Below are 14,831 nucleotides of genomic sequence, written 5' to 3' on the forward strand. Positions count from 1 at the left end.
CCATGCCAGCCCCCAAGCGTCCCGGCGCGATCCGCAAGAACAAGAAGGGCCCGCTGGTCGGCACCGGCGGCCACGGCCGCAAGTCCCTCGAGGGCCGGGGCCCCACCCCCAAGGCCGAGGACCGCCCGTACCACAAGGCGCACAAGATGAAGAAGGCCGCCGAGCGGCGGCAGAGCACGGGCGGCCGCTCCCCGGCCCGGACCCGCGGCAAGGTCCAGGAGGACCTCGTCACCGGGCGGAACTCCGTGGTCGAGGCGATGCGCGCGGACATCCCCGCCAAGGCCCTGTACGCGGCGAGCAAGATCGACGTCGACGACCGGGTGCGCGAGATCCTCCGGCTCTGCGCCGAGCGCGGCATCACGATCCTCGAGGCCTCCAAGGGCGAGCTCGACCGGCTCACCAACGACGCCGTGCACCAGGGCGTGGCCCTGCAGGTGCCGGCCTACGAGTACCAGGACGCCGTGGAGGCGGCCCGGAAGTTCATGACCCAGTGGGAGAAGCGGCACATCCGCCGCCCCCCGCTGATGGTCGCCCTCGACGGGATCACCGACCCCCGCAACCTCGGCGCCATCATCCGCAGCGTCTCCGCGTTCTCCGGCAACGCCGTGATCGTGCCCGAGCGCCGGTCCGTGGGCGTCACGGCCTCCGCCTGGAAGACCAGCGCCGGCGCCGCGGCCCGCGTGCCCGTCACCAAGGCGGCCAACCTCAACCGCACCCTCGAGGAGCTCAAGGCCATGGGCTACTTCGTGGTCGGCCTCGACGGCGGCGGCGACGTCGAGCTGCCCGGCCTCGAGCTGGCCACCGAGCCGCTCGTCATCGTGGTCGGCTCGGAGGGCAAGGGCCTGTCCCGGCTGGTCACCGAGAACTGCGACCAGGTCGTCTCGATCCCCATCGACTCCACGATGGAGTCGCTCAACGCCTCGATGGCCGTGGGCATCACCCTGTACGAGGTGTCGCGACGCCGTGCTGGTTCCTGAGCCCCGGCGGCAGGACACCGGTCGGCCGTACGTCTCCCACCCCTACCCCCTCGGGGTCCACCCCTCGCCCGAGCGCGACGGCAGCGCGAACGTGGCGGTCTACGCCCCGGGGATCCCCGACCTGGACATCGTCTTCCGCCTGCCCGGCGGCCGCTGGCAGCGGCGGCGGCTCACCGGCCGCACCGGCGGCGTGCACCACGGGACGATCCCGCCGGCCGAGCAGCAGCGGCTCTCGGAGACGGGCTTCGACTACCTGCGGCACCGGGACGAGGCCCCGGCCCTGCCCGCCGGCACGGAGTACGGGTTCGTGCCCGCCGACTCGCCGGTCGCCTCCCGCCACCGCTCCCCGGACCCGGTCGCCCAGCAGATCCTGCTCGACCCCTACGGCAAGGGGCTGCGCCGCGTCGCCCCGCCGCCCGGCGTCGTCGATCCGGGCCCCGACGCCTACGGGGGCCGCTACGTCTCCGTGGTCGTCCAGCAGGACTTCGACTGGGACGAGGACCGCCGCCCGGCCACCCCGTGGCGGGACACCGTCGTCTACGAGGCGCACGTCAAGGGCCTGACCGCCCTGCACCCGGACGTCCCGGAGGAGCTGCGGGGCACGTACGCCGGGCTCGCGCACCCCGCGATGACCGGGTACCTCACGTCCCTCGGCGTCACGGCCGTCGAGCTCCTGCCCGTGCACGCCCACCTGGACGAGCCGCACCTCACGTCCCTCGGGCTGAGCAACTACTGGGGCTACAACACCCTGGGCTTCTTCGCCCCGCACGCCGGCTACGCGACCGAGGCCGCCCGCGCCCGGGGACCGCAGGGCGTGCTGGACGAGTTCAAGGCGATGGTCCGGGAGCTGCACCGCGCGGGGCTCGAGGTCTACCTCGACGTCGTCTACAACCACACCGCGGAGGCCGGCCAGGAGGAGCCCGCCTACTGCTGGCGGGGACTCGGCGACGAGGCCTACTACCGCCACGGCGAGGACGGCCGCTACGTGGACGTCACGGGGTGCGGCAACTCCGTGAACTTCGGCAACCCGCGGGTGGTGCAGATGGCGCTGGACTCCCTGCGCTACTGGGTGGAGCGCTGCCACGTGGACGGCTTCCGCTTCGACCTCGCCCCCGAGCTCGCCCGGGACGAGCGCCACCGCTTCACCCGCAACCACCCCTTCCTCGTGGCCGTCGGCGCGGACCCCGCCCTGTTCGGGACGAAGCTCATCGCCGAGCCCTGGGACGTGGGCATGGGCGGCTGGCAGACCGGTCACTTCCCCGAGGGGTGGGCCGACTGGAACGACCGCTTCCGGGACACCGTCCGCGACTTCTGGCTCACCGGCCCGCGCAGCATGAGCCTGGGCGGGGACGGGGGCAACGCCGCCCGGCTCGCCGGGGCGCTCGCCGGCTCCTCGGACATGTTCGCCGCGTCCGGGCGCAGCGCCCTGGCGTCCGTGAACTTCGTGACCGCCCACGACGGCTTCACCCTGGCGGACCTCGTCTCCTACGACAACAAGCACAACCAGGACAACCTGGAGAAGAACCGGGACGGGACCAACGACAACCACTCGTGGAACCACGGGGTGGAGGGCCCGGCGCGCGACGTGCGGATCCGGGCCGACCGGGCCCAGACCATGCGCAACGTCATGGCCACCCTGCTCTTCTCCCAGGGCGTGCCCATGATCACGGCCGGGGACGAGTTCGGCCGCACCCAGCGCGGCAACAACAACGCCTACTGCCAGGACAACGAGCTGTCCTGGGTGGACTGGCGGCTCACACCGGCGGACCGCGCCATGCTCGCGGCCACCCGCTCCCTGGTGGCCGTGCGGGGGGAGTTCCTGTCGGGGCAGCCGTCCCACTTCCCGACCCGCCCCGACGAGGTGATGATGCACTGGTTCGGCCCCGACGGGTCGGCCATGACCGCCACCGGCTGGCAGACCCCCGGGGCCCGGACCATCCAGGTGCTGATCGGGTCCCGCGGCGGCCGGGTGGCGGGGCTCATGGTGATCAACGGCGCGAGCGCCGACATGGCGATCACCTTCCCGAACCTCTCAGAGCTCCTGCGGCCGGGCGAGCAGGGGCACCCCCTCGAGAAGGCCGACGGCGTCTACTCCCTGGTGCACAGCACGGCCTCCGTGCTGCACGGACGCTACGGGGCGCGCTACCGGGCGGGCCAGGCGCAGGGCGTGCCCGCCGGCTCGGTGACGCTCTTCCGGGTGCTCTGAGCACCCGGGTGCGCTGAGGGCCCCGGTGCGCTGAGCTTTCCGGTGCGCCGAGCCGCGGCGGCCCGCGCACAGGAGGGCTCGCACCCGTGGATCACGGCTGCGGGCCCTCCTGCGCGCCGCGCGGCGCCGGCGGCTCAGGCGTTGGTCACCAGTCCCAGCTCGGCCTTGTCGGCGAGCTCGGGGTGGGCGGGCAGCAACCGGACGGTGTAGCCGAACGGGCCCGAGCGGTCCACGGTGATCGTGCCGCAGAACTTGTGCCGCCCCCCGCCGAGGTCGCCGACGGGGCTCAGGCCCGCGTACTTGCGCTCGTGGATGTGGTCCGTCTCCGAGACCCGGCCGTACCCGATCTCCGCGCACACGTCCTCCGGGCTCAGCGAGCCGAGGGACACGTAGGCGCACACCGTGAGCTCGTCCCCGATCTGCGGCTCCTGGGCCACACCCTCGGCGTCCACGTGCTCGACCGACACCTGGCCCCACGCCTGGCGCACGCGCCCGACCCACCGGGACTTCGCCCGGGCGGCCGCGTGGCCGTCCAGCGCCGCCCGGCGGCCCGAGACGGCCGCCGGGACGTAGAGGTGCCGCACGTAGTCCTCGAGCATGCGCTTGGCGGAGACCTGCGGGCCCAGCGTCGCGAGGGTGTGCTTGACCATGGCCAGCCACTGGTGGGGCACGCCGTCGGTGTTCGGGTCCGAGCCCTCCGCCGTCTCGCCGTAGAACCGCGGGGCCACGTGGTTCTCGATGAGCTCGTAGAGGGCGGCGGCCTCGATGTCGTCGCGCTCGTCCGGGTGCGCGCCCTCGTCGGCGGTCGGGATGGCCCAGCCGTTCTGGCCGTCGTACATCTCGTCCCACCAGCCGTCGAGCACCGAGAGGTTCAGCCCGCCGTTGAGGGCGGCCTTCATCCCGGACGTGCCGCACGCCTCGAGCGGGCGCAGCGGGTTGTTCAGCCACACGTCGCAGCCCGGGAAGAGGGTCCGGGCCATCGCGATGTCGTAGTTGGGGAGGAACACGATCCGGTGGCGCACCTCCGGGTCGTCCGTGAAGCGCACGAGGTCCTGGATCAGGCGCTTGCCCTGCTCGTCGGCCGGGTGGGACTTCCCGGCGACCACGAGCTGGACGGGGTGCTCCGGGTCCAGCAGGATCCGCTTGAGCCGCTGCGGGTCCCGCAGCATGAGCGTGAGCCGCTTGTAGGTGGGCACCCGGCGGGCGAAGCCGATCGTGAGCACGCCCGGGTCGAGGACCGAGTCGGTCCAGCCCAGCTCGGCGTCCGCGAGACCGCGCTTCTTCCACGACGCCCGCAGCCGGGCCCGGACGTCCTCCACCAGTCGGGTGCGCAGCTCCCGGCGGACGGCCCACAGCTCGGCGTCGTCGGCGCCGTAGATCCGGCGCCACCGCGCGGCCCGGTTCAGGTCCGAGCCCATCGGGTCGAGGGCCAGCTCCGCCATGCGCGGGTCGATCCAGGTCATGACGTGCACGCCGTTGGTGATCGAGCCGATCGGCACCTCATCGACGTCGAAGCCCGGCCACAGCCCCTGGAACATGCCCCGGGAGACCACGCCGTGCAGCTTGGCCACCCCGTTGGCCCGCTGCGCCAGGCGCAGGCCCATGACCGCCATGTTGAACTTGGCGGGGTCGCCGCCGTCGTAGTCCTCGGCGCCCAGGGACAGGACCTTGGCCGTGGGCACGGAGGGGGCGAGACCCGCGTTGAGGAAGTGCTCGATCTGCGCCTGCTCGAACCGGTCGATGCCCGCGGGCACCGGGGTGTGGGTCGTGAACACGGTGGCCGAGCGCACCGCGGTCAGGGCCTCGTCCCACGTCATCGGCTCGGTCCCGTCCGCCGGGTCCATGAGCTCCGCGATCCGCTCGACGCCCAGGAACCCGGCGTGGCCCTCGTTGCAGTGGAAGACCTCCGGGGCGGGTGCCCCGGTCAGCCGGGAGAAGGCCCGCAGTGCCCGGATCCCGCCCATCCCGAGGAGCAGCTCCTGCTGGAGCCGGTGGTCGCCACCGCCGCCGTAGAGGCGGTCCGTGACGTTGCGGGCGTGGTCGTCGTTGTCCGGGATGTCGGAGTCGAGCAGCAGCAGGGGGACGCGGCCGACGTCGGCCCGCCAGATGTGGGCGGACAGGGAGCGGCCGTTGGGCAGGGGCAGGGTGATCCGGACCGGGCTCCCGTCCTCCTCCCGCAGCAGCGTCAGGGGCATGCCGTCCGGGTCGAGGACAGGGTAGGACTCCTGCTGCCACGCGTCGCGGGACAGGGACTGCTTGAAGTAGCCGTGCTGGTAGAACAGGCCGACGCCCACCACCGGCACGCCGAGGTCCGAGGCGCTCTTGAGGTGGTCGCCGGCGAGGATCCCCAGCCCGCCCGAGTACTGGGGGAGCACGGAGGTGACGCCGTACTCGGCGGAGAAGTAGGCGATGGACCGCGGGGCGTCCTCCGCCTGCGTCTTCTGGTACCACAGGTCGTCGGTGAGGTAGCGCTCGAGATCGGCGTCCAGCTCCTCGATCCGGCGCACCGTGGCCGGGTCCTGGGCGATCTGCTGGATCTCCTCCCGGGTGAGGGAGCCGAGGAGCTTGACGGGGTCCCCGTGGACCGCGTCCCAGGCCTGTGGGTTCAGCTCGGCGAACAGCTGTTCGGTGGGCCGGTGCCAGGACCAGCGAAGGTTCCTCGCAAGTCGGCTCAGAGGGGCGATGGACTCCGGCAGCACGGTGCGCACGGTGAATCTACGGATTGCCTTCACGTCGTCAGACTACCGGTGCGGCGGCGCCGGACGGCGGTGCCGCCGCCCATCGGTCCCCCGGCGCGCCGGACCGCCCGACCGGGGCCGGGACACCGGGACGGCGACACCGTCCCACGGTTCGACAGCGGGCTTAACGATCGCCGGGTTTGTCGCTAACGTGGTCCAGGTGAGCCAAGCCAACACGCCGCCCCCGTCCGACCCGGCCTCGAGCCCGGCCGGCGCGCCCGCCCCCGACCCCTCGACGACGACGCCCGCCCTTCCCGGTACCGGGACCGGTGCCGCCGCGGCGCCGGCCGAGCAGCCCGCGAAGAAGGCACCGGCGCGGCGCCGAGCGTCCACCGCCCGGAAGGCCCCGGAGCCCGAGGTCACGGCGCCCGTGGCCGACGAGCCCGGCATCGCCGTCGTCCCCGCGGCGGAGCCCAAGCCGCGCGCCAAGCGGACGTCCACGGCCAGGACGGCCGCGGCGAAGTCGCCCGGCGGGACGCCCGCGGCCAAGGCCGCCGGCACGAGGACGGCCACCGCCAAGAAGGCCACCACGCCGCGGAAGTCGACGACCACGCGCCGGAAGGCCGCCGGCTCGGCGTTCTCCCGCGAGGACCTGGTCTACGGCCGGATCCCGGTCGTCGGCGTGAGCCCCGTGGTCGAGGACGGCCGCTTCCCGGCGAAGGCCGTGCCGGGCGAGTCGATCCGCGTGGGCGCCACCGTGTTCCGCGAGGGCCACGACGCCCTGGGCGTGACCGCGGTGCTGTACGACCCGCAGGGCGCGGAGGCCGAGCGCGTGCCGATGCGCCTCACCACCCCCGGCACCGACCGCTACGAGGCGTGGCTGACGCCGGCGTCCGAGGGCGCCTGGACCTTCGCCGTGGAGGGCTGGGGCGACCTGTTCGAGACGTGGCGCCACGCCGCCGAGATCAAGGTGGGGGTCGGCCAGGACGTCGACCTCATGATGGCCGAGGGCGTCGTGCTCTTCGACCGCGCCGCCGCGGAGCCGGGCCGCCCGGACTCCGACGCCGAGCTGTTCCGCGCGGTCTCCCGCACGCTCGGCAACGGCGAGCTGCCCGCCGAGCACCGGCTCGAGGCCGGCACCTCCGCCGAGGTCCTGGCCGTGGTCGCCGAGCGGCCGCTGCGCGACCTCGTGACCGAGAGCCGCCGCTACCCGCTGAAGGTCGAGCGCGCCGCCGCCGGCCGCGGGTCCTGGTACGAGTTCTTCCCCCGCTCCGAGGGCGCCGTCTTCGACGCCGAGTCCGGCACGTGGGCCTCCGGCACCTTCCGGACCGCCGCCGAGAGCCTCGACCGTGTCGCGGCCATGGGCTTCGACGTCATCTACCTGCCCCCGATCCACCCGATCGGCACGGCGCACCGCAAGGGCCCGAACAACACCCTGGTGGCCGGTCCGCAGGACCCGGGGTCCCCGTGGGCCATCGGCGCCCCCGAGGGCGGGCACGACGCGATCCACCCGGACCTCGGCTCGTTCGAGGACTTCGACGGCTTCGTGGCCCGTGCCGGGGACCTGGGCCTCGAGGTGGCCCTGGACCTCGCCCTCCAGGCCTCCCCGGACCACCCGTGGGTCACCGCGCACCCGGAGTGGTTCACGACCCGCGCCGACGGCTCCATCGCGTACGCGGAGAACCCGCCGAAGAAGTACCAGGACATCTACCCGATCAACTTCGACAACGACCCCGAGGGCCTGTCCCTCGAGGTGCTGCGGATCGTGGAGCTGTGGATCTCCCACGGGGTGAAGATCTTCCGGGTCGACAACCCGCACACCAAGCCCCTGTGGTTCTGGGAGTGGCTGATCGGCACCGTCAACGCCAAGCACCCCGACGTCGTGTTCCTGGCCGAGGCGTTCACCCGCCCGGCCATGATGCAGGGCCTCGCCCGGGTCGGCTTCCAGCAGTCCTACTCGTACTTCACCTGGCGCAACACCAAGAAGGAGATCGAGGAGTACCTCGAGGAGATCAGCCACGAGACCTCTGCGGTGTACCGACCGAACTTCTTCGTCAACACCCCCGACATCCTCACCGAGTACCTGCAGTTCGGCGGGCCCGCGGCCTTCAAGATCCGTGCCGTCCTGGCCGCCACCGGCTCGCCCCTCTGGGGCGTCTACGCCGGCTACGAGCTCTACGAGCACGTGGCCCGGGCCGGGGCCGAGGAGTACGTCGACAACGAGAAGTACGAGTACCGGCCCCGCGACTTCGCCGGCGCCGAGGAGCGCGGCGTGTCCCTCGCCCCGTACCTCACGCGGCTCAACGAGATCCGGCGCCGGCACGCCGCGTTCGGCGACCTGCAGAACCTGACGGTGCAGTCCACGTCCGACGACGCCCTGGTCGCCTTCTCGAGGACGAAGACCGTCCGGCACGGGGGCTCGAGCTACAAGGACACGGTGATCGTGGTCGTGAACGTGGACCCGCACGCGACCCGTGAGGGCACCGTGTGGCTGGACCTGGAGTCCCTGGACCTGGACGACGCGGACTTCAACGAGGACGGCAGCTTCTGGGTGGACGACCTGCTCAGCGGGGACTCCTGGAAGTGGGGCACGCACAACTACGTGCGCCTGGACCCGCACTACGACCCCGCGCACGTCCTGCACGTCCGCCGCAACGTCAAGTAGGGGCTCGACCGCACCCCGTCGGGGCCCTCCCGGGCGACGTGCCCGGGAGGGCCCCCTCCGCAAGCTCCGATGGCCTCCGACCCACCTGTCCGAAAGGCGGCACCCCCGCATGAGCATCTCGCCGTACTCGCTCAACGCCCCCGGCATCTCGCACGACCCCGACTGGTTCCGCAAAGCGGTGTTCTACGAGGTGCTCGTCCGGGCGTTCTCCGACGCCAACGGTGACGGCTCCGGCGACTTCTCCGGCCTGATCGACAAGCTCGACTACCTGCAGTGGCTGGGCATCGACTGCCTCTGGTTGCCGCCGTTCTTCGAGTCCCCGCTGCGCGACGGCGGCTACGACATCTCGGACTACTACTCGGTGCTCGACGAGTTCGGCACGATCAGCGACTTCAAGCGCCTCGTGGCCGAGGCGCACGCCCGCGGCCTGCGGGTGATCATCGACCTCCCGCTCAACCACACGAGCGACCAGCACCCCTGGTTCCAGGCCTCTCGCGAGGACCCCGAAGGGCCCTACGGCGACTTCTACGTCTGGTCGGACACGGACGAGCTGTACCAGGACGCCCGGATCATCTTCGTGGACACCGAGGAGTCGAACTGGACGTTCGACCCGATCCGCCGGCAGTTCTTCTGGCACCGGTTCTTCTCCCACCAGCCGGACCTCAACTTCGAGAACCCCGCCGTGGTGGAGGCCGTCCACGACGTGGTGAAGTTCTGGCTCGACATGGGCATCGACGGCTTCCGGGCCGACGCGATCCCGTACCTGATCGAGGAGGAGGGGACCAACTGCGAGAACCTCCCCGGCACCCATGACTTCCTGGTCGAGCTGCGGCGCATGATCGACGACCAGTACCCGGGGCGGGTGGTGATCGCCGAGGCGAACCAGATGCCGCACGAGGTGGTGGAGTACTTCGGCAGCGAGCAGGATCCCGAGTGCCACATGTGCTTCCACTTCCCGATCATGCCGCGGATCTTCTACGCGCTGCGGGACCAGAAGGCCGCCCCGATCGTGGAGACCATGCGGGAGACGCCGGACATCCCGCGCGGCACCCAGTGGGGCACGTTCCTGCGCAACCACGACGAGCTGACCCTCGAGATGGTGACCACCGAGGAGCGCCAGGCGATGCTCGGCTGGTACGCCCCCGACTCCCGCATGCGCGCCAACGTGGGCATCCGCCGCCGCCTGGCCCCCCTGCTGGACAACTCGCGGGCCGAGATCGAACTGATCCACGCCCTGCTCCTGTCCCTGCCGGGCAGCCCGTTCCTGTACTACGGGGACGAGATCGGGATGGGCGACAACATCTGGCTCGACGACCGTGACGCGTCCCGCACCCCCATGCAGTGGACCCCGGACCGCAACGCCGGGTTCTCCAAGGCGGACCCGGGCAAGCTGTACCTGCCCGTGGTGCAGTCGCTGGTCTACCACTACAACCAGGTCAACGTGGAGGCGCAGCTGGCGTCGTCGTCGTCCCTGCTGCACTGGATGCGCCAGATGCTCGCGGTGCGCAAGGCGCACCCGGCGTTCGGCCTCGGCTCGTACGTCGGCGTGGAGACGGACCACGACTCCGTGCTCGCGTTCCTGCGCGTGCTCCCCGATGAGGAGGCCGACGACGGACGCGGCGAGACCGTGCTGTGCCTGTTCAACCTCGCGCACACCCCGGCGTGCGCCCGGATCCGGCTGCCCCAGTTCGCGGGCCGCGGGCTGCGCGAGCTCTTCGGCGGCGACCTGTTCGGCGAGGTGGACGAGGCCGGGGAGTACCGCATCACCCTCGGCAGCCAGGACTTCTTCTGGCTGCGCCTCCGGGCCGCTCCCCGTGACGACGGCACGTCCCCCCAGACCACGGCCATGCCGATCATCACCGCCACCAAGTCCTGAGCGCGTCCGCGCGTCCGGCCACCTCCTCGCCCGTCCCGGAAGGACCCGATCCCATGACCGACCAGCACCCCGACGAGCTCCTCGACCTCCTGCGCCGGTGGCTGCCGCGGCAACGGTGGTTCCCCTTCGCGGACGGCGGTGCGGGCACGGAGCTGCGGGTCGTCGCCCAGCTGGCGCTGCCGGACCAGGAGGGCGCCGGCGCCCGGCTCCTGCTGGTCGAGGCCTCCGAGGGGGCGCGCACCGAGCTGCTCCAGGTGCCGCTGAGCTTCCGCGCCGCGCCCCTGGAGGGCGCCGAGCGCTTCCTCGTCGGCGAGCTGGCGCCCGCCGCGTCCGAGGACGCCGGGACGGGCGTCCCGGCGGAGGAGACCGCCACCCCGCGCCGGGCCGCGCGCTTCCTCCGGGAGCGGGCCGCCCGCGCCGGCCGTGCCGTGGCCCACCGCACCGGGCTGCCGCTGCCCGGTGCGGAGGACGCCGTGGCCGGACCCTGGGTCTACGACGGGGTCGGGGACCCGGTGTTCGTCGGACCGGTCCTGGGGCTCATGCAGCGCGCGGAGCCGCTCAGCTCCGGCCCGCTCGGGCTGACCGTGACGGGCGCGCACGCCGACGTGCTGCGCGTCCCCTACGCGGTCGAGACGCCCGCGCAGGTCCGCGTGATCTCGAGCGAGCAGTCGAACTCCTCGGTGATCCTCACCCCGCCCGCGGGCCGGGCGGACGCCGACGCCGTGATCGTGAAGTTCTTCCGCGTGCTGGGGGAGGGCGACAACCCGGACGTCGAGGTGGGCCGTGAGCTCACCGCGCTCGGCTGCCCCGCGGTGCCGAGCACCTTCGGGTGGCTCGACGCCCGCTGGCGCACCGGGCTGAGCACCGTGCAGGGCCAGCTGGCCGTGGCCACCGAGTTCCTCGCCGGCTCCGCCGACGCGTGGGGCCGGGCCGTCGAGGCCGCGGAGCAGGGCACGGACTTCTCCGAGGAGGCCCGCGAACTGGGCCGCACCACCGCGCGCGTGCACCGCGACCTGGGCCGCGCGTTCGGCGCGGACGCCCCCGACGACGACGCCCGCGCCCGCCTCCTGAACGACCTGGGCGGACGCCTGCGCTGGGCCCGCACGGAGACCGGCTCCCTGTTCTCGGAGCACTCGGCCGCCCTCGATCAGCTGATCACCTCCCTCGGCGACGTGCCGGAGCTGCCCCCGCTGCAGCGCATCCACGGGGACTACCACCTGGGCCAGGTCCTGCAGACCGAGGACGGGCAGTTCAAGGTGCTCGACTTCGAGGGGGAGCCCCTGCGCGCCATCGAGGAGCGCACCCGGCCGGACGTCGCCCTGCGCGACGTGGTCGGCATGCTGCGCTCCTTCGACTACGCCGCCGCCTTCGGCGCCCGCGCCGGCGCGGCGGACGCCGAGGCGTGGGGCCGGCGCGCCGGCGACGCGTTCCTGGCGGGCTACGAGCAGGGAGCCGGGCACCCGGTGGACCGCGGGTCCCCGCTGTTCCAGGCGCTGTGGCTGGACAAGGCCCTGTACGAGGTCGTCTACGAGCAGCGCAACCGCCCCGACTGGGTGGACGTCCCGGCAGCGGCGGTTCGCCGTTCACTGGAGAGCCTCCGGTCGCGTAGCGTGAACCCTGATACCGCCGGTGCGGACCCCGCCCCCGGCACCGACCACGACGACGACAGCTCCCGCTCCGCGCGGCTCATCCCTGCGGCAGCGGGAACGGAAATCGAGGACGCAGTGAGCGCCAGCACTCCGCAGGACCGATCCGACCCCGTCCAGAAGTCCCGCGCCGTCCCGGCCGGCCACGACGTGGCCCCTGCGGGACCGGTGCACGTGGCCGAGCACGTGCTGGCCGCCGTGTCCGAGGGCCGCCACCACGACCCGCACGGCGTCCTGGGCGCCCACCTGAACCCGGACGGCAGCGTCACCGTGCGCACGCTGCGCCGGTTCGCGACCGCGGTCGCGGTCGTGACGCAGGACGGCACCTTCGAGCTCGAGCACGAGTGGGGCGGCATCTTCACGGGCGTGGTCCCCGCGCACGAGCCGGGCCGGATCCCCGACTACCGCTTGGACGTGACCTACCGGGACCTGGAGCCGCAGCGGCTGGACGACCCGTACCGCTTCGGGCCGACCCTCGGCGAGCTGGACCTCCACCTCATCGGCGAGGGCCGCCACGAGACGCTGTGGACCGTCCTCGGTGCGCACGTGCGCCGCTACCCCTCCGCGATGGGCGACATCACCGGCGTGGCCTTCGCCGTGTGGGCACCCAACGCCCAGGCGGTGCGGGTCATCGGCGACTTCAACGGCTGGGACGGCAGCGAGCACGCCATGCGCTCCCTCGGCTCCTCGGGCGTGTGGGAGATCTTCGTCCCGGGCCTGGGCTCCGGCGCCACCTACAAGTTCCGCATCCTCGGCCGGGACGGCGGCTGGCGCGAGAAGGCGGACCCCATGGCTTTCGGCACCGAGGTGCCGCCGTCCACCGCGTCCCGCGTCTTCGAGTCCGACTACGAGTTCCAGGACGACGCCTGGATGGCGCGCCGGGCGGCGACCGATCCGCACAACGCGCCCATGAGCGTCTACGAGCTGCACATCGGCTCGTGGCGCAAGGGCCTGGGCTACAAGGACCTCGCGAAGGAGCTCGTCGAGTACCTCACCTGGCAGGGCTTCACCCACGTGGAGTTCATGCCCGTGGCCGAGCACCCGTTCGGCGGGTCCTGGGGCTACCAGGTGACGTCCTACTACGCGCCGTCCTCCCGCTTCGGCAGCCCGGACGAGTTCCGCTACCTCGTGGACAAGCTGCACCAGGCCGGCATCGGCGTGATCGTGGACTGGGTCCCGGGCCACTTCCCGAAGGACGAGTGGGCGCTGGCCCGCTTCGACGGCGAGCCCCTGTACGAGCACGCCGACCCCCGCCGCGGCGAGCACAAGGACTGGGGGACGCTGATCCCCGACTACGGCCGCAACGAGGTCCGGAACTTCCTGGTGGCCAACGCCTCCTACTGGCTCGAGGAGTTCCACGTGGACGGTCTGCGCGTGGACGCGGTCGCCTCCATGCTCTACCTGGACTACTCGCGCAACGAGGGGGAGTGGGAGCCCAACGTCTTCGGCGGCCGCGAGAACCTCGAGGCGATCGCGTTCCTCAAGGAGTCCAACGCCACCGCCTACAAGCGCACCCCGGGGATCGTCATGATCGCCGAGGAGTCGACGTCCTACCCGGGCGTGACCCGGCCGACCGACGCCGACGGGCTGGGCTTCGGGCTCAAGTGGAACATGGGGTGGATGAACGACACCCTCGAGTACATGGCCGAGGACCCGGTCAACCGGTACTACCACCACAACAAGCTCACGTTCTCGCTGGTCTACGCGTTCTCGGAGAACTTCCTGCTCCCGATCTCCCACGACGAGGTCGTCTACGGCAAGGGCTCGCTCCTGCGCAAGATGCCGGGCGACCGGTGGCAGCAGCTCGCCAACGTCCGCGCCTACCTGGCGTTCATGTGGGCCCACCCCGGCAAGCAGCTGATCTTCATGGGCACGGAGTACGCCCAAGAGTCCGAGTGGTCCCAGGAGCACGGCCTCGACTGGTGGCTCTCGGAGACCCCGCCGCACAAGGGCGTCCAGGAGCTGGTCCGCACCCTCAACGGGATCTACCGGGAGACCCCCGCGCTGTACGAGCGGGACAACAACCCTGCGGGGTTCGAGTGGATCGACGCGGCCGACGCCGGGCGCAACACGCTCTCCTTCACGCGCTGGGACGAGCAGGGCAACCCGCTCGTGTGCGTGGCGAACTTCGCCGGCAACCCGCACGAGAACTTCCGGCTGGGCCTGCCGTGGGCGGGGGAGTGGGTCGAGGCGCTCAACACGGACTCCGAGCTCTTCGGCGGTTCGGGCGTGGGCAATCTCGGCAAGGTCACCGCCACCGAGGGCGCCCACAACGGCAACCCCGCCTCGGTCGAGCTGACCGTCCCGCCGCTCGCCGTCCTGTACCTCAAGCCGGCCGAGCACTGAGCCGGCCCCGGCCGTTCCCGAGGGAGCCGGCCGGAGTCACGGGAAGGGCCCGGATCCTCGGATCCGGGCCCTTCCGCCGTCCCGGGACCGGGACGCGGGGCGCCCGGAGAAGCAGCCGGCGGGCGACGGCGGCGGGACCGGAGGGCCGGTTTGCACGGGCCGCGGAAACCGAGTAACTTCATCCAAGTCGTCGCGGCGAGGAACTTCTCCGGGAGATCCACGGGGCGGCATCCCCCACCGAACGGTCCCGACCGAGCAGCCAGCGAGTTGCACGGGGACGGAAGAGTGTTAGGGTGGGAGATTGTGAGCTTCGCCGGAAGGCGGCGCCGTCACGATCAGGTAACCAAGAGTTCACCTGAGATTGACCGGGGTCGACCGGAAGGGCTAAGGTTGCAGAGCACTCCGGCAGCAAGGTGTCAAGCGAGACACGGCTGATC

At 72.2% G+C, this 14,831-nt stretch carries 6 protein-coding genes; 5 read left to right on the plus strand and 1 reads right to left on the minus strand.

Going from position 1 to position 14,831, the window contains the following annotated elements; all coding sequences use genetic code 11:
* Positions 1-2: 2 nt before the first annotated feature.
* The gene (rlmB, locus tag AC6CH6_RS12655; RefSeq protein ID WP_498255385.1) at positions 3-977 is read left to right on the plus strand and encodes a 23S rRNA (guanosine(2251)-2'-O)-methyltransferase RlmB; all 975 of its coding nucleotides are present in this window, start codon (positions 3-5) and stop codon (positions 975-977) included.
* Complete coding sequence (glgX, locus tag AC6CH6_RS12660) at positions 964-3,183, plus strand: glycogen debranching protein GlgX (RefSeq protein ID WP_498255386.1); 2,220 nt, start codon at positions 964-966, stop codon at positions 3,181-3,183. Before rlmB ends, glgX begins: the two co-directional genes overlap by 14 nt.
* Before the next feature lie 134 nt (positions 3,184-3,317).
* Here the strand turns inward: glgX and glgP are convergent, their stop codons facing one another.
* Complete coding sequence (gene glgP, locus AC6CH6_RS12665) at positions 3,318-5,915, minus strand: alpha-glucan family phosphorylase (protein WP_498255387.1); 2,598 nt, start codon at positions 5,913-5,915, stop codon at positions 3,318-3,320.
* A gap of 157 nt (positions 5,916-6,072) precedes the next feature.
* Between glgP and AC6CH6_RS12670 the strand changes: the two genes are divergently transcribed.
* The 3 genes from AC6CH6_RS12670 (at position 6,073) to glgB (ending at position 14,394) form a co-directional block, all read left to right on the plus strand.
* On the plus strand, positions 6,073-8,526 hold the full coding sequence (locus AC6CH6_RS12670; protein WP_498255388.1) for an alpha-1,4-glucan--maltose-1-phosphate maltosyltransferase: 2,454 nt from the start codon (positions 6,073-6,075) through the stop codon (positions 8,524-8,526).
* Between the two features lie 109 nt (positions 8,527-8,635).
* Positions 8,636-10,402, plus strand: coding sequence for a maltose alpha-D-glucosyltransferase (gene treS / locus AC6CH6_RS12675; protein WP_017831955.1), 1,767 nt, complete (start codon positions 8,636-8,638; stop codon positions 10,400-10,402).
* Between the two features lie 53 nt (positions 10,403-10,455).
* A complete protein-coding gene (gene glgB, locus AC6CH6_RS12680) occupies positions 10,456-14,394 on the plus strand; it encodes a 1,4-alpha-glucan branching protein GlgB (RefSeq protein ID WP_498255389.1) in 3,939 nt (1,312 codons plus the stop codon).
* Positions 14,395-14,831 lie beyond the last annotated feature (437 nt).

Source organism: Kocuria sp. GQ42, from assembly GCF_059758435.1.